This is a genomic window from Pantoea stewartii subsp. stewartii, from assembly GCF_008801695.1.
Classification (GTDB): domain Bacteria; phylum Pseudomonadota; class Gammaproteobacteria; order Enterobacterales; family Enterobacteriaceae; genus Pantoea; species Pantoea stewartii.
Genome location: NZ_VZPF01000070.1, coordinates 1 through 16293 on the forward strand (window position 1 = coordinate 1; position 16293 = coordinate 16293).

Annotated in this window: 10 protein-coding genes and 3 pseudogenes; 5 read left to right on the plus strand and 8 right to left on the minus strand. The window is 58.3% G+C overall.

Annotation, left to right across the window (positions count from 1 at the left end; genetic code table 11):
• Positions 1-179 precede the first annotated feature (179 nt).
• Positions 180-3335 (minus strand): multidrug efflux RND transporter permease subunit OqxB, encoded by a 3156-nt coding sequence (gene oqxB / locus F7Q90_RS18835; RefSeq protein WP_006119085.1) that lies wholly within the window; start codon positions 3333-3335, stop codon positions 180-182.
• A 12-nt stretch (positions 3336-3347) separates the two neighbouring features.
• The gene (locus F7Q90_RS18840) at positions 3348-4457 is read right to left on the minus strand and encodes an efflux RND transporter periplasmic adaptor subunit (RefSeq protein WP_377776246.1); all 1110 of its coding nucleotides are present in this window, start codon (positions 4455-4457) and stop codon (positions 3348-3350) included.
• A gap of 359 nt (positions 4458-4816) precedes the next feature.
• On the opposite strand from F7Q90_RS18840, the gene F7Q90_RS18850 reads away from it, so the two are divergent.
• The 3 genes from F7Q90_RS18850 to F7Q90_RS18860 all read left to right on the plus strand — a co-directional run bounded on the left by F7Q90_RS18850 (position 4817) and on the right by F7Q90_RS18860 (position 5958).
• Positions 4817-5164, plus strand: coding sequence for a helix-turn-helix domain-containing protein (locus F7Q90_RS18850; protein WP_006119087.1), 348 nt, complete (start codon positions 4817-4819; stop codon positions 5162-5164).
• A gap of 90 nt (positions 5165-5254) precedes the next feature.
• Positions 5255-5692, plus strand: coding sequence for a ribonuclease domain-containing protein (locus F7Q90_RS18855; protein WP_006119088.1), 438 nt, complete (start codon positions 5255-5257; stop codon positions 5690-5692).
• A gap of 2 nt (positions 5693-5694) precedes the next feature.
• Positions 5695-5958 carry a barstar family protein gene (locus tag F7Q90_RS18860; RefSeq protein ID WP_006119089.1) on the plus strand — a complete coding sequence of 88 codons (264 nt, stop codon included), beginning with the start codon at positions 5695-5697 and terminating at the stop codon, positions 5956-5958.
• Here F7Q90_RS18860 and F7Q90_RS18865 read toward each other — a convergent pair.
• The 4 genes and pseudogenes from F7Q90_RS18865 to F7Q90_RS18880 all read right to left on the minus strand — a co-directional run bounded on the left by F7Q90_RS18865 (position 5955) and on the right by F7Q90_RS18880 (position 13974).
• Positions 5955-8330, minus strand: a complete 2376-nt coding sequence (locus F7Q90_RS18865; protein ID WP_006119090.1) for a virulence factor SrfC family protein — start codon at positions 8328-8330, stop codon at positions 5955-5957. The two genes, F7Q90_RS18860 and F7Q90_RS18865, sit on opposite strands and share 4 nt — an antisense overlap.
• Positions 8327-11290 (minus strand): annotated as a pseudogene (locus tag F7Q90_RS18870) (virulence factor SrfB). Before F7Q90_RS18870 ends, F7Q90_RS18865 begins: the two are co-directional and overlap by 4 nt.
• Positions 11291-11292: 2 nt before the next feature.
• Positions 11293-12636, minus strand: a pseudogene (locus tag F7Q90_RS18875) (SrfA family protein).
• 162 nt (positions 12637-12798) lie between these two features.
• Positions 12799-13974 (minus strand): benzoate/H(+) symporter BenE family transporter, encoded by a 1176-nt coding sequence (locus F7Q90_RS18880; protein WP_006119091.1) that lies wholly within the window; start codon positions 13972-13974, stop codon positions 12799-12801.
• 92 nt (positions 13975-14066) lie between these two features.
• On the opposite strand from F7Q90_RS18880, the gene F7Q90_RS18885 reads away from it, so the two are divergent.
• Complete coding sequence (locus tag F7Q90_RS18885; protein WP_006119092.1) at positions 14067-14612, plus strand: helix-turn-helix domain-containing protein; 546 nt, start codon at positions 14067-14069, stop codon at positions 14610-14612.
• Positions 14613-14806: 194 nt separating this feature from the next.
• Positions 14807-15364 (plus strand): isochorismatase family protein, encoded by a 558-nt coding sequence (locus tag F7Q90_RS18890; RefSeq protein WP_006119093.1) that lies wholly within the window; start codon positions 14807-14809, stop codon positions 15362-15364.
• A gap of 107 nt (positions 15365-15471) precedes the next feature.
• Here the strand turns inward: F7Q90_RS18890 and F7Q90_RS18900 are convergent, their stop codons facing one another.
• Positions 15472-15723 carry a PIN domain-containing protein gene (locus tag F7Q90_RS18900; protein WP_006119095.1) on the minus strand — a complete coding sequence of 84 codons (252 nt, stop codon included), beginning with the start codon at positions 15721-15723 and terminating at the stop codon, positions 15472-15474.
• 103 nt (positions 15724-15826) lie between these two features.
• Positions 15827-16153: pseudogene (locus F7Q90_RS18905) on the minus strand (TonB-dependent siderophore receptor); the annotation flags it as partial.
• Positions 16154-16293: the final 140 nt, after the last annotated feature.

The following is a 16293-nucleotide window of genomic DNA, read 5'->3' on the forward strand; positions in this document are numbered from 1 at the left end:
AGTGGAACGAGAGGTTGAGATTTAGAACGTTTTTTATGCGATTTGGAAACTATTTTGCACTCTCAAACTCCGTCCAAGTTGTGCAAAATAGTTTCCAAAACAGTGCAAAATATTTTGCCGCGCTACAGCAGTGCCCCGACGTCCGCAGGATTGTCGGGGCACACGCATTACTGCGCGTGTTACGTAACCGGGCGCGCGGCGTTACGCGTCACCAGCTTACGCAGCGCCACATAAAACACCGGCGTTAAAAACAGGCCAAACAGCGTCACGCCTAACATACCGGAGAACACCGTGACGCCCGTCACGCCGCGGACTTCCGCGGCTGCGCCTTCCCCCAGAATCAACGGAATAGTTCCGGCGATAAAGGCGATAGAGGTCATCACGATAGGGCGCAGACGTAACCGACAGGCCTCAAGCGCGGCGTCGACAATCCCTTTACCCTGCATCTCCAGTTCGCGCGCAAACTCCACAATCAGAATGGCGTTCTTACAGGCCAGGCCCATCAGCACCACCAGACCGACCTGCACAAAGACGTTGTTGTCTCCGCCTGTTAACCACACGCCCAGCAGGGCCGACAGCATGGTAACCGGCACAATCAGGATCACCGCCAGCGGTAACGTCCAGCTCTCATACAGCGCGGCCAGCACCAGGAAGGCCAGTAACACCGCCACCGGGAAAACAATCAGCGCGGTATTGCCCTGCGTCGCCTGCTGGTAGCTGAGGTCGGTCCATTCGATGTTCATGCCGTTCGGCAACAGCTGGCCGGACATCGCCTCAAGCTGGCGCATCGCCTGGGCGGAGGACAGTACCCGGGGGTCCGCATCACCGATCAGGTCCGCCGCCGGATAGCCGTTGTAACGAATAACCGGATCGGGCCCGTAAGTGGTGGTGATATGCACCATGCTGCCGATGGGCACCATCTCGCCACGATCGTTGCGGGTACGCAGGTTGGCAATGTCCTCCACGCTGTCACGAAATTCGCCATCTGCCTGTGCCATCACCCGCCAGGTCCGGCCAAAGCGGTTAAAGTCATTAACATAGGATGACCCCAGATAAGTTTGCAGCGTACTGAACAAATCCGTCAGCGCCACACCCTGTACCTTGGCCTTATCACGGTCAACCTGCACATCCAGTTGCGGTACGTTGGCCTGATAAGACGAGATTGGGAAGTGCATGCCCGGCGTCTGCATTACCGCGCCGGAGAGTGTATTAATCGCGGTTTGCAGTGCGCCATAGCCCAATCCGGCCCGATCCTGTACATAAAGCGAATAGCCCGAACCCTGGCCCAGACCCAGAATCGGTGGCGGCATAATGGAGAAGCCAAACCCCTGCTGGATACGGGCGATTTTTGCATTGATGTCCGCGTTGATGTCCGCGTTAATCTCCGCCGCCGTGCGCTTACGTTCACTGAAAGGTTTCAGGCCGAAAAACACCGTGCCGCTGTTCGGCGTATTGGTAAACTGCAGCGCATTCAGGCCCGGAAAGGCAACCGCATAGGCCACGCCTTCCGTTTGCAGACCGATTTCACTCATCTGCCGGATGACCTCATCCGTGCGCGCCAGCGACGATCCTTCTGGCATTTTCACGCCGCCAATCAGGTAAAGCTTATCCTGCGTGGGGATAAATCCGCCCGGTACGGCATGGAACATCCAGCCGGCGCCCGCCAGTAACATCAGATACACGCCAAACACCGCGCCGCGCCGCCGCAGGGTTTTCGCTACCATCGACTCGTAGCCATGGGCCGTGCGGTGAAAGAAACGGTTGAACGGGCGGAAAATCCAGCCAAACAGCCAGTCGATCAGGCGCGTGGGCCTGTCTTTGGCGGCCTGGTGATCCTTCAGCAACATTGCTGCCAGCGCAGGCGATAAGGTCAGCGAGTTGATGGCAGAGATGACGGTCGAAATGGCAATGGTGGTGGCAAACTGCTTGTAAAACTGACCGGTGACGCCCGACAGAAACGCCATCGGCACAAACACGGCACAGAGCACGAGCGCGATAGCGATAATCGGCCCCGATACTTCGCGCATGGCCTGATGCGCCGCCGCTTTGGGTGACAGACCCATCTCAATATTGCGCTCAACGTTTTCCACCACCACGATGGCATCATCCACCACGATACCGATGGCCAGCACCAGACCGAACAGGCTCAGGGTGTTAAGCGAGAAACCGAGCAGGTAAAGCACGCTGAACGTGCCCACCACGGAAACAGGGACAGCCAGCAGGGGAATGATCGAGGCCCGCCAGGTTTGCAGGAACAGAATCACCACCAGCACGACCAGAAAGACTGCCTCCAGCAGAGTCTGGACCACGGCCTTGATGGAGTCGCGCACAAACACAGTGGGATCGTAGGGCGCTGCCCATTTCACATCGTCAGGGAAGCGGGTGGCCAGCTCATCCATTTTGGCTCGCACCGCATTGGAAAGATCGATCGCGTTGGCCCCGGGGGCCTGAAAAATACCAATGCCGACGGCATCTTTATTGTTCAGCTGCGAACGCAACGCATAACTGCCCGCACCCATTTCGATGCGTGCCACATCGCGCAGCCGCACCAGCGAGCCGTCCTCAGCGGTTTTTAAAATGATATCGCCGAACTGCTGCTCATTTTCGAGCCGGCCCTGCATGTTGATCGACAGCAGAAAATCGCTCTGCTTTTTCAGCGGTTCCGCACCAAGCTGCCCGGCAGAAACCTGCACGTTCTGCTCCTGCATTGCGCTGACGACGTCGGCGGCGGTCAGGCCGCGTGCGGCCACCTTGTTGGGATCCAGCCAGACGCGCATGGCATATTCGCCTGCACCAAAGATCTGGATCTGCCCGACGCCTGGCAGGCGGGCCAGTTCGTCTTTCACTTTCAGCGTGGCGTAATTCCGCAGGTAAAGAGAATCATAGGTACTGCCCGGCGAAAACAGATGCACCACTAAGGTCAGCGTAGGGGACATTTTTTGCGTCGTAATGCCCAGCCGGCGCACGTCTTCAGGCAGTCGCGCTTCCGCCTGAGCGACACGGTTTTGTACCTGAACCTGCGCCTGGTCCGGATCGGTGCCGGGACGAAACGTGACGGTGGTCACCAGCACGCCATCCGAACCGGCGACGGACTTCATGTACATCATGTTTTCGACGCCGTTAATCGCTTCTTCCAGCGGGGTCGCCACGGAATCGGCAATGACCTTTGGATTCGCGCCGGGGTATTCGGCGCGCACCTGCACGCTCGGCGGCACCACGTCGGGATACTCACTGATGGGCAATAACGGTATGGCGATCAGGCCGGTCATGAAAATCAATACCGACAGCACGGCGGCAAAGATTGGCCGATCAATAAAAAAGCGGGAAAAATCCATATCAACCTCGGGTTATTGAGCGGCGGTAGCGGCCATATCGACAGTTTTGGCAGTCACCGGCATTCCGGGCATAAACACTTTTTGCAGTCCGGCAACGATGACCCGTTCGCCCGCCTGCAAACCGGCCTCGACGATACGCAGTCCGTCAGCCATGGCACCAGGCTTAATGTCGCGGCGCTGCGCTTTCCCCTGAGCATCAACGATATAAACATATTTGCGATCCTGGTCGGTTAGCACGGCTTTATCGTCAATTAACAGGGCGTTGAAGGTCGCACGACCCGGCAGGCGAACGCGCGCAAAGAGGCCAGGCGTAAAGATACGCTGATGGTTATCCAGCTGCGCACGCATGCGAATGGTGCCGGTGCTGGCGTTGAGTTGGTTATCCAGGAAGTCGACGTTACCCCGGTGCGGATAACCCTGTTCGCCTGCCAGCGCAATCTCGACGGGCAGGGCATGACGTTGCTGGCCCTGACGCGCCATGGCCTGGTAGTGCAGGAAGGTGGTTTCATCGACGTCGAAATAGACCACCATCTTGTCTTGCGAGACCAGCGTCGTCAGAACGCTGGCGCTGTCCCCGGCGGTTACCAGGTTTCCTGCGGTGATCATGGCCCGACTGGCGCGGCCGTCAATGGGCGCCGTGACGCGGCTAAAATCCAGGTTCAGCTGGGCCATGGCCACAGCCGACTCGGCGGCCTGCACATCGGCCTGCGCCTGGCTGGCGCTGGCGCGTCGTTGCTCCCACATCTCACGTGATACCGCCTGAGTACCGAGCAGTTTTTCTGTGCGCGCCGATTCACTGCGGGTCAGGCTGGCCTGACTCCGGGCACGCGCCAGCGAGGCTCTCGCCTGATCCAGTGCGGTGCGGTAGCTACGGTCGTCAATGGTGAACAGGACCTGACCCTTTTTCACCTCATCCCCTTCATGGTAATTAACCGTGGTGATGTAGCCTGAAACCCGTGGACGCAGTTGGACGCTTTCAACCGTTTCTATGCGGCCATTAAAGCTGTCCCACTGACTGACCGGTTTTGTCACCACCACAGCCGCACTCACCTCGGGCGGCGGCGGGGCGTTGTTCGCCTGACCCGTGTCACATCCACTTAACTGACTGATGACCAGTCCCATCCCCAGCAGGGTAACTCCCTGACGAACCCAGTTGCTTATCATTGTTGTGATTCCGCGATGAACAGTGAAGTAAAGCCCGCAGGCCAATAATTGCAACTTCTATGGTTGCAATTTATCGCGAGGAGTGTAGGCTTGTGTGTCTGAGAACTGCAAGAATAACTGATACACTTTATGTGCGGTCTGATGAGCGATGATTTATCGGCCAGCATCCAGCCTGACAGGGCATGAGGTAAGTCCCCATAAAATGTGCGGCATTTAATGTATTAATTAAACTTGCATTAAATGGCATTGTCAGTCACGCTTTAAGTGTAACTGCAACTGATACTAATACTGTTCGCTGTCGCGACCGGAGAAGACAAATGATGAGTAACGCTTTTATTCACGATCTGATTAACTGGATTGACAACAATATTGAAGCACGCCTCGATCTCGATACGGTTTCTGAGCGCGCGGGCTACTCAAAATGGCACCTGCAACGGATGTTTAAAGAGCACACAGGCTATCCACTGGGTGAATATATCCGTATGAAAAAATTAAAAAAATCAGCGGATCGCCTGACCAGCACCAACGAACCTATTCTGAACGTAGCCATTTCGCTGGGCTTTGACTCGCAGCAGTCGTTCAACCGCAGCTTCAAGCGTCAGTATGGTGTTGCTCCGGGTGCGTGGCGCCGTCACAGTGTGCCGTCGCAGGCTGCAATGCAGTAAACCCCGCCAGGGCCAGGTCATCTGGCCCGCGCTGTTTTATCCGCTGAGAAAACTGCTATTATCTGCATCCTGTTTTCCAGGGATGTCATCATGTCAAAAAAACTGTGGTTAGGATTAGTCCTCATCCTTATCCTCTCCTGGATAGGTCTGCGACCCTATCTGACGTCTGCACCTGCCAAAACCTCTGCCGCAGACATCGCCGCCTTAACGGATGTGCGAACCGTCGCCCGCTGGGTGCTACAGCATCAGCAGTTGCCCGATTACTACATCACAAAAAAGCAGGCCCGCCGTCTGGGCTGGAATCCTGCGAAGGGCAATCTGTGTGACGTGCTGCCAGGCCGGGCGATTGGCGGCGATCGCTTTTCCAACCGCGAAAGAAAGCTACCTGAACGTTCAGATCGGCAGTGGTATGAGGCGGATGTGAACTACCGCTGTGGCCATCGTGAGGCGGATCGCCTGGTATATTCGTCAGACGGGCTGGTGTTTCTTTCCACTGACCACTATCGCAGTTTTAAGCCGGTGCAGTAACGATGTTGCGCCTACGGTTTGATCTCGGTGAGCTGGCGGATCGCGATGCCTTTTACCGGCAGTTTGCCGCGCAAAGCGACTGTTCCGGCGACTTCGGCAATAACCTGGACGCGCTCTGGGACTGTCTGACAGGTGGCATGGCCCTGCCGGCGGAGATTTATCTGCTGAATGCCGATCGGCACGACGCGGATCTGGCCCCGGTTCTGGCGTTGCTGGAAGAGGCGGCGCAGTCGCTGAGTGGCGAACTGCGCCTGATATACGCTTAGTTACGCAGCGGTTTGAGCAGGTCGGCTAGCGCTTCGCGCGCGCTGACCGGCAGATCGCCCCCACCGGTATAGCCGTTATTTTCGATAATGACCGTGTTCAGGCCCACCAGCCAGTCATATATGTAGTACGCCGTGTGGTTTGCTGGCGTAGCCGACAGTTTTGTCAGTCGCTGACCGGCGCTGAAATTCACACTCGGCGCAGGCGGACGTGAGAAGATCGACTGGCCACGGTTAACCCGGCTGGCCGGACGTTCCGCTTCCGGACGCTGCAGGAAGCCCAGCCACGCGACGAAATCCCCCAATACCGTCATGGCACGCGTCACCTGACGATCGGCGCGCGACTCATGCGACATGCTCTGCGCGTCCGGTTCATGCAGGGCGGTTTGCAGCGACTGCAGGATACCGGTGCGGAAACTGGCGGTGATCAGTTCTTCTATTAACCATTCCATCGTGGCTTTGTCGATATTCAGCAGCGTGAGCAGGCTCTGATTTTCCGGCAACTGGCGCAGATGGTTCAGCCACAGGCTGAAGACCTGGCGCGGGAACTGAGTCAGGCCCTGGCCAAAGCTGGACTGCTGAGGCGCGGGCTGTTCAATTTCAGCATCGCTGAACAGGTCGAACTCAAAACCGATACCAAACTGGTTCTCCGGTGCCTGAATACTGGTGGTGGCGGCAGGAACAGATGATCCCGACTGATTCAGCCACAGCTGGCGCAGGGCTTCACGGGAAGGCTGCAAACGCTCCAGCAGTTCTCCATGCAAACCGGTGCGATGTTGCAGGCATTTCAACAAGGTATCCGCGATGTTCTGCTTGCGCACCGCCTGATCGGGTGACGCACCGGCTTCGGTCCAGGGCTGTAGCCGACGTTCAACGACCATGTGCTGGATTTGCGCCAGTTGCGCGATAAGCTGATCGCGGCGGGCCTCTGGCTGCATCTCATCCTGTAACCATTCGGACATGCGATCCACACCGGCGCGATCCAGTGCCAGCATGGAACCCCATTGCTGACCCGGCTGGCCGACCTGACGCTGTACCGCCTCATCCACATTCACCTGCTGATGGCGCGCATCATAAGGCGTGATCGCCCAAATCAGACGCGGTTTTTCACCCGCGTCGTTTTTTGGCTGAAGGCGTTGCCATTCGCGCAGGGCGCGGCTGGCGATATCCACATCCTGACGCTGGCTCGCGGCGGTGCAGATCAGCAGCAAATCGATGCCCTGGCGGGCGGCATAGATGCCGGGGAGCAGTGTACGTTTGTGCTCCAGCAGCCGTGCGCGCAGCGCATCCTGCTGCTGCAGGCGCTGGCGTTCTTCCCGCAGCGCCGCATCACTCGGCGTACCGGGTGCAGGCAGCTCCAGCATGTCCGCTTCGTCATAGAACGCGGTGCGCGGCGTGGAACTGAGCGGAATCGTCACCTCCAGCGTCAGCAGCGCCAGTAATCCCAGCGCCACATGTTGCGGCTTGGCCAGGCGGTTTCCGTTTAACGGGCAGATCTCAATGTGCAGCGAGAGATCCTGTTCGCTGGCCGGGACGATAAGCTGTTCGGCAGGCAGCAGAGACGAATCGGTTAACAGGCTAAGCGGCCCCAGCACGCGTGTGCTGTTGCGCAGTTGGTGGCGCAGATGCAGCAAGCTCCGCACCAGCTCATTCAGGGCCGGTTCGGCGGGCCAGAGCAGAGAGAACAACTGGACCCGATCGTCAACGCTCAGCCACGGGGCCAGTTCAACCGCCTGAGGCCAGAAGTGCCGATCCAGTTGTGCATCATACAAATGATGGCGGCGGCACCATGACCAGAGCGTGACCAGCGCATCGCTCTCCAGGCCAGGCAGTGGCGTCGTTAAGCGGTGACGCTGCAGACGTTGTATCACGCTGTCGATGTTTGCGGTATCGGGCTGGCTGACGCCTTCGCCACACGAAATCGCCAGGCGTAGCACCTCGGCTTCGCTCATCAGGGCCAGCTCTACCGGCCACTCCGACGACAGCGGCTCGCGCTGATGGGTAAACCGCGTCGCCGTGGCGAAATCAAGGTTACCCGGGTTGATATGCTGAAAATAGTTAACCGGCTTGTCGCTTAGCGCGGTGATTAACTGTCCCTGGGCATCCGCGACCATCTCCGTTAATAACCAGGCTTTGCCTGCCTGAGACTGCCCAAACAGGGCTAAAGTGACGGGGCGTGCCACCTGCTGCGCCAGCGCTTGCGTTTGCACACGGGCCTGACGTAACTGCAGGGTCAGGGTTTCGGCTTCCAGTGCCAACCGGGGCGACTGTTCGCGGGTGTTTTCAATCCATGCCAGGCTGCCATTCAGGGCGTCCTGCAATAAACTCAGGCGTTTTGCCAGCGTTTGCGGCTGGCGGGGTTTAACCGATCTCATCGTTTACATACACTCCCGCTGTCAATCCAGTATTGCGCATTGGCATTGCCAGTGGCGGAGAGAGTATTCAGTTTGAGGCTCAGATGTTCAAGCGGAACGCGCGTACCATCGTCCAGTCGGGCTTCGCTTAACACCAACGTCTCCGGGCCAGGCGCATCCGGACCGGCTTTCACCGCCAGCTTCACGCGCAGCACGCTTTCACCTGCAACCTTGCGCGCCAGCGCGGCATCATTGAGCGTCAGGCTGTACAACGGCGACGCGGGCCAGCGTTCATTATCCAGTTGGCGGAAGCCCAGACAGACATTGCCACGAATCCGGAAGCTGCTTTTGCGATCCAGCGAGAAAGCGGGATCGTCCAGGTCGATGTCGCTGTAGCACAGGTTCTCATCGGTCAGGGCCTGGTTTTCGTCCAGCATGCCGAGATAACGGATCGTGGAATAGGGCTCGAAATCGCCCGCGCGGAACCAGAAGCTGCTCAGGCGCAAATCCAGGGCCAGCAGGCATAACATCGCGCCCACGGCGGCCGTGGATTTCGGGTTATCGATACGACCATGTTTGTTAAACGGATACCAGTCACTGGTGTGATAGCCTTCCAGCGACAAAATTCGGCTGCCCGGCAGCGGTTGCAGATGACGCACCAGCGCCTGGATGCCGGGGAAGCGTGAGGGCCGTCCGGTCAGCAGCAGGACGTCACACTGATACAGTGAGACGACTTCACACATAGATCGCAGTGCCGGAATGATCGCCATGCGGTGCTGCATAAACTCGCCGTGAAGCTGCGCCATACTGACCACCAGCGGTACCTCAAGCAGGTCAAAGCGGCTGTTGCCGCCTAATTCACGCTGGATTTCGCCATTAACAAACGCCAGCACCGCGTCTGCCGGACGTTGATCGACCAGCTCACCAAACAGCGCATTAATTTCGGCATGGCTTTCCAGCGGATCCCAGTTCTCGTAACGTTCAAGCACCGCCTGCGCCAGGGGAATAAACACCTGCAACGTGGCTTGCTGCCGCAGCGTCGCCTGACCGTCCATCCGGCTGTCGTGGCCAAACAGTTTGTTGATCAGCGGTTCGGCCAGCGTCAGGCCGGCTTTCTGCAGGCTCTGTTGCAGGGCCGGCAACACCCACAGCTGAATCACATCCAGTAATATATCGTCGCCGGCCACTTTAAAGCCTTCACGGAACAGCAGACGCGGCGTAATTTTGACGTTATTGCCCTGGCCGTCATCGAGACGGTACTGGGTAATCGCCAGGTCGGTAGTGCCGCCGCCAATGTCGATAGAGGCAATGCGCAGGCTCTTGCCGGGCTGCTCATCGGCTTCACGCGGACGATCCGGACGCGCCATGCTGCTGAAGAAGTCTTCTGCGCGGCCGGCAAAGTTCACCTGGGTTTCATTAAACAGCCACACCATCTGACCGCAGGTGGCTTCATCCCACTCCATCTGTACGTCCGGCACGGGTTTACTGCTTTGCGCCTGCGTCTCCGCCGTAAATTCCTCGTCGGCCGGATGCCAGCCTTCAGCTTTCCACACCAGCGCAATCGCTTCCTGCATGCGACGACGAAAGATTTCACGTTCAGGTTTTGGCATGGCGGACGGAAGCGTCAGAATCACATGACGCAGCTGGCGCGGTGCATGACTTTGCGGCATGCGTTGACGCTGTGCCGCGCTGTTCATTTGCATCAGTGCCTGGGCCAGCAGCTCACACAGCATAAACGTCATGAGTGAACTGCGGCTGTAGTGAGCGGAGAACACCGGCAGGCGTTCATCCAGCGGCAGCGCATACAGCGGTTGACCTTCGTCATTCATCAGTGAGGTGAAAGGGGCGGCGCAGGCCTGCGGTTCACCTTGCGGGCTCTGCTGATTGAAGCGCCAGCTCGGCTGATAGCGCGCTTCGTCCCACAGGTAACGCCGCGGGCTGGACAGCCCGGTGCTGCCTTCAAGGCCGGCACGCTGCAAGGCCAGGCGGCTGGCTTCGCGTCCGACGCGGGTCAGTGAAGGCCACATAAAGGCCTGCTCACGGCCGCTTTCCAGCGAAAAGTTGGCTTTACCAAAACGCGCCTCGGCAAATTCCAGCCGACTGTCGAACAGCTCGTTATACACACGATGTGGTTGAGACAGATCGCGCATCTGCAGCTCGTAGGTCTGCTTCAGGCCGTTGCTCTCTTCCGGATGGTCTTCCACCAGAATACCGCAGGTGTGCGAGTTGCCGACGTCAAGAATGATATCCACGTTGACGGCTGGCGTTTGCAGCGTGGCGGCCTGGATGTGAATCTCCGTGAGGTTAAGCTGCTCGCCCAGCAATTCCAGCAGGTTGAGGTAGTGCGCCTGATATTCAAACTCACGCAGCGCCTGGCTGATGGCCTGTTCACGGCGATCGGACACGCGGTCGGTGAAGGATTCGCGCAGCCAGCCATCTACCCAGGTGTGATCAAGAAATTCCCCCAGCTCGTAGTTGTGCTAGGCCAGGGCAAAGGTAACGCCGTTCTGTGCGTCGGATGGCGTCAGTCCCAACTGTTCGCCGCCATCTTCTTCCGCCACGCAGCGCGTATCAAACGCCAGCGTAACGCGGTGCGTGTTGCCTGCGCTCTCAGGCTTCTTCAGCGCCACTAACCGCATGCGCGCCCAGTTTTCCGGGCCGCCGATAAAGCGACGACCTGAGGCGCAACGCAGCATTGGCAGCGGCAGCCAGCAGGCTTCCAGTAAGCTCAGGGAGTCGGACAGCGCGATATCGGTTTCGGGACGCACGACTTCCGGTGCGCCACCGTCCTGCGGGTAAAGTAAAAATTTACCGCTGTTACCGTCCATATTCAGACGCAGTAACGGACCATTTGCGGTCTGGCGCACAAACTGACGGCGCGCCTGGGTTGCGAAGAGTTGCAGACCAAAATCCAGGAACTGCACGCCGCTGTTCTCAATCAGAGAAATTTTTTGCTTATCATCGATCAGGGGAGCCAACATAGTTACTTACTCTCACGCTTAATCGTAATGGGATACACACGATCCCCGGTGTATTGCGCTTCGCAGGCGGCGGCGCCAATGCTGGAATGACACACTAACATCGGCATACGGTAACGCGATTTGTCCGCGCACCGGGCGGTAAAGCGGCTTTCTATCACCATGTTACCCGCGCTGGTCATCGCCGCCGTGACATCGGCCTTACAGGTGGTGTTCCCCTGGTTGATCTGTACGCTGCCCTTGCCATTGTTAAACTGGAAGTGCATGACAGGGGGTTTACCGGTTGGCGTTTTGATGTTTTCGATCTCCACGCGCCAGCGTCCGTCAATCACCTGAACCTGACCATCACGGACGGCATCCGGTGTCACCACCAGATCGTCGGGTTTCGCGGGCACCGCAGGCGCAACCACGTTGGAAAGCGTCGCAGACGGTGCCGCTGCAGGCACAGGCGCAGCGCTGGCGGCGGTTTGCGCACCCGCTACCACGGCGGCCGGTTTCTGCGGCAAAGTGTCAGCCAGTTTTTCAGCCGGCACCATGGCTGCCGGTCTGATGGCGGCAACAGGGGCGGTGTTTTGAGCGACCGGGGCGGACGGCGTGACGGGCTCCGATTGCGGCATATGCAGGATAACCGCCGTCGCGGCGGCTGCGGCAACGGCCAGCGTCGGAATCAGATACCACAGACGGAAAGCCGGACGACGCGCGGCCTGAGCGGGTACAGGCTCTGGTACAGGTTCCGGCTCAGGCGCGGGCACCTCTGCGACCGGCGGTACCACCGCGGCGGGTTCGGGCACCACCACCGGTTCGGGCGCAGGCGGCACAACAGGTTCGGGTGGCAGTTCGACCAGCTAAGCAGGCAGCGACTCCTCCAGGCTTTCACGCAGGCAGGCGAGTGCCTCATCACGGTTGCGCTCCTGCGCATCCACAAATCCCCAAAAAGTGATGACAGGTTTACCGTTCACCAGATAAACATATTGCTGATTGGGGAATTGCAGGCTCTTGCCGAGTAGCGCGCCAAACAGGCGCATCGCCGGATTGGCAGCCTCGCGGGCGCGGGCGCTAATGGCTTGCAGATCCTGCTGGCAGGCGGTGAGATGTTGCAACGCCTGACGGCGTTCATAATCGCTCGCGGCCATCCAGGATTTGACTTTGCCGGAAAAAGGCGCGTACCAGTCAAGCCGGTCGCCACGTTCATTGGTTTGCGGAATCGCCAGGCAGTCTGCCAGTGCGCTTTGGCGGCGCAAACGCAGGGTCTCACGGATTTGCAGGGCGGAAGTAAATACCGGCTGGCCGTTCTCATCTAAAGCCAGAACCGCATCCAGATTGCCGCTGCGCAGAAAAGTTTTTGCCACCTGTTAGGCCCTTATCGGTCGTTGTCTGAGGCAGAAGATCGCGTGTTATCGTTAATTACGGTGATTTTACGTGGGGCAATGGCAAATCAAACCGCAGAAAAAGAGGTCAAATACGTGGTTTTTTCGCCCGCTGCCGGGAAAATAACCAATGCCCAGATGATGTTACGCTGTTTTACGTTTTAATAACAGATGCGCGATAACGCCACCCACTAATCCCCAAAACGCCGACCCGATCCCTAAAAGCGTCACGCCCGACGCCGTGATTAAAAAAGCCAACAGCGCGCTGTCGCGGTCAGCAGGCTCTGCCAGTGCCCGTTGCAGACTGCCGCCCAGGGTCGTCACCAGCGCCAGGCGCGCCACTACGTGCACCATTACAGCCGGCAGTGCGCTGAACAGCATCGCAATCAGCGCACCGGACACGCCAGCCAACAGATAACATCCGCCTGCCACTGCCGCGGCAATCCAGCGACGACGGGGATCGGGATCGACCTCTTCGCCCATACAAATCGCTGCCGTAATGGCCGCCACACACACCGAAAATCCGCCGAACGGCGACAGAACCAACGCCAGTAATCCGGTCCAGCTCATGAGCCCGGACACCGACGGACGATAGCCGTGTGCCTGTAGGGTGGCGATTCCGGGCGCATTTTGTGACGCCATGGTGACTAAAAAATAGGGTAGACCAATACCGATAAGCGTGTGCAGTGAAAACGACGGCCAGACAGGCGCAGGAAGGCTGAAACGGGCAGCCTGCGCCGGAAAATGAAGACTGTTCTGGGCTACCGCCAGGGTAACACCGACCAGAAGCGTGATCAGAATGACATAACGGGCCAACCAGCGGCGCGCCAGTAACCAGCTCATACACATCGTGGCGGCGAGGGGAAAGTTCACGGCGAAGTCGCTAAACGTCTGCAAGCCAAAGCGCAGTAAAATGCCCACCAGCATGGCAGCCGCCAGCGACGCCGGGATATGATTCATCAGGCGGGCAAACAGGCCCGTGACCCCGCATAACACAATCAGGACATTGGCAAAAACAAATACGCCCACAGCCTCATTGAGAGACGTGCCCGGCAGGCTGGTGGCCAGCAAGGCCGCCCCCGGCGTGGACCAGGCGGCCAGCACCGGCATGCGGTAAGCCAGGGAAAGCCCCGTTGAGGCGATTCCCATTGCGATGCCAATGACGGAGAACCAGCCCGCGATCAGCGCAGGCGGCGCACCAGCCGCCTGGGCGGCCTGATAAATAATCGCACCTGTGCTGCTGTAGCCGACCAGCACGGCGACAAAGCCTGACACCACCATAGGCAGGGTAACGGGAAACGGCGGATGGCGCAGTGACATGGTCTCCTCCTCTTGTGCGTTATAACGCACATCGTCGCATAGTGCGCTATAACGCACAAGTGCTACACTGATGCGCTTATGCAGGAGACAATATGGAAAATTTGCATCACTATCTTGGCGAGGCGCTGAAACAACTGAGGCAAGCCAATGGCTGGAGCCTTACGTTAACCGCCGAGAAAACAGGCGTCAGTAAGGCGATGCTGGGGCAGATTGAACGCGGCGAGTCCAGCCCGACGATTGCCACCCTGTGGAAAATCGCCACCGGCTTTAATGTCCCGTTCTCGTTTTTTGTTCATCAGTTGCCCATCGCGGAAGGGGAAGTGGCCCGTTATCGCCAGCACAATGCGCAGATGGCGGTGACGCCGTTGTTACCTTATGACGATCGGCTACGCTTTGATTTGCTTGCCGTTGAGCTGGCACCGAGCGCGCAGAGTGATTCTGCCGCGCATGAAAAAGGCGTGATCGAGCAGGTGGTGGTGCTGGAAGGCGAGCTGTTGCTGGGCATTGCTGATACCTGGCGGCGGCTGAAGCGGGACGAGGCCTTTCAGTTCCGCGCGGACGTGGCCCACAGTTATCGCAATCCGCTGGATACGCGCCTGCGCTTTCACAGCCTGATTCACTATGTCGAGCGACGCTGAGCACCGGATCGGGTTTGCCCATTAATCAGCCTGACTTACAAATTGAAACGACCCGCGCCTGTTCAGCGCTGCCCGGCACGCTATAATTCCCTCCCCCTGTATGGCGCGCCTGTTCGGGCACTGGCGGCGAACCGGCGGTGCGTAGCGGCATCAGCCTGCGCCATACTTCTTATACTGTTTCCAGAGGACTCACCATGGCTTTAACCACACTTGATGCGAAAACCGCTCTGATTGTTATCGATCTGCAAGAGGGGATTGTTGCGCTGCCGGTTGTGCATGAGCCACAGCCGGTTATTGAACGCTGCGCAGCCCTGGCGGCCGCCTTTCGTGAAAAAGACCTGCCTGTCGTGATTGTGAATGTCGCGGGCGGCGCACCGGGCCGGGCCGAATCCCCCCGGCATCAGGGCGAATTACCGGCAAACTGGGCCACACTGGTACCGGCGATGACACCGCAACACAACGATATCACCGTCACTAAGCACACCTGGGGCGCGTTTAATCAAACCACGCTTCATGATCAGCTACAAAAACGCGGTATTACGCAGGTGGTTATCTGCGGTATTGCCACCAGTATCGGCGTAGAGTCGACGGCACGTCAGGCTTACGAATTAGGTTACAACGTCACGTTAGCGGTCGATGCGATGACGGATTTAAATAGCGATACGCACGAAAACAGCATTGAACGCATTTTTCCTCGCCTGAGGGAAACCGGCAGTTGTGACGATGTGCGTGCAAAACTTAACGCCCTGTAAGGGTTAAGCGACTTGCCAGGGGATGAGCAGCATCACGCTCATTCCCTGGACGTCTTTCGGCTGACGCGTCGCCAGAATGAGATCAGGCGGCATCGCCGTCGCTGCAATCAACGCATGGGTTTCAGCACGTCTAACGGGCATATACAGCCGTGCGCAGTTGCGTGCAATCCTGCCAGCGTCCGCTCATGATACACCGCCAGCACCTGGGTCTGGTACGCGTGGCGTAAGCGCTGCGCCTGTTCACTGTCCCGCCTCGCCAGGCGCGCGATGCCGCGTCTGGTTTCCAGCCATGTCACGGCCGAAATAAAGGTCCTGTCAGCCTCAGCACCACCGGCCCCCGCGAGAACGCAGGGATCCATTCGCGGCGTCCCGCAAAATTATCCCGGCATGTAACAACGTCATGCCTGAAAAATAAGGGAAAGAGCGAGTCGAAGCACCTGCGCAGCCGCCTGCGTTTACTGGAACTGTCAGGCCAACGCTGTAGTTGCGTCCCGGTACAGATTCGTAATAACGGCCATTGCTTTCGTTGACGATGACTGAGCCCATATAGTCAAACAGATTATCGACCCGGCCAACCAGATCCTGTGTTTATGCATCAACCAGCCATTTTTAGCTGCTGTTTACCATCGTTACGGCATACGAAGGTGCACGCACTGTGTTGCTGTCATCTGCGGCAATATTGCTCATATAACGCCATTCCGCGACCGCATAAAAGCCCTGTTCAGGGGCTGATTCTAAGCCGGTATCGACCCGGTTGCGCACGATACCGGGCATCCGCTTGCCGTCGCAGTCAGCGGCAGAGAAAAGATGGCAGGCAGCACAAAAAACGGCAGGCTTTACCGGCGTAATCGCTTAATATCCCTCTGTATTTGGCCTGAAAGCGGCTATCCCCGGGGATGTCGCCAGCCCGATGCGGGGCGAACGCCACG

Bases quoted from the DNA above. Each gene is read 5' to 3' on its own strand.
- oqxB (WP_006119085.1), bottom strand. From the start codon at position 3,335: ATGGATTTTTCCCGCTTTTTTATTGATCGGCCAATCTTTGCCGCCGTG.
- F7Q90_RS18840 (WP_377776246.1), bottom strand. From the start codon at position 4,457: ATGGGACTGGTCATCAGTCAGTTAAGTGGATGTGACACGGGTCAGGCG.
- F7Q90_RS18850 (WP_006119087.1), top strand. From the start codon at position 4,817: ATGATGAGTAACGCTTTTATTCACGATCTGATTAACTGGATTGACAAC.
- F7Q90_RS18855 (WP_006119088.1), top strand. From the start codon at position 5,255: ATGTCAAAAAAACTGTGGTTAGGATTAGTCCTCATCCTTATCCTCTCC.
- F7Q90_RS18860 (WP_006119089.1), top strand. From the start codon at position 5,695: ATGTTGCGCCTACGGTTTGATCTCGGTGAGCTGGCGGATCGCGATGCC.
- F7Q90_RS18865 (WP_006119090.1), bottom strand. From the start codon at position 8,330: ATGAGATCGGTTAAACCCCGCCAGCCGCAAACGCTGGCAAAACGCCTG.
- F7Q90_RS18880 (WP_006119091.1), bottom strand. From the start codon at position 13,974: ATGTCACTGCGCCATCCGCCGTTTCCCGTTACCCTGCCTATGGTGGTG.
- F7Q90_RS18885 (WP_006119092.1), top strand. From the start codon at position 14,067: ATGGAAAATTTGCATCACTATCTTGGCGAGGCGCTGAAACAACTGAGG.
- F7Q90_RS18890 (WP_006119093.1), top strand. From the start codon at position 14,807: ATGGCTTTAACCACACTTGATGCGAAAACCGCTCTGATTGTTATCGAT.
- F7Q90_RS18900 (WP_006119095.1), bottom strand. From the start codon at position 15,723: ATGGATCCCTGCGTTCTCGCGGGGGCCGGTGGTGCTGAGGCTGACAGG.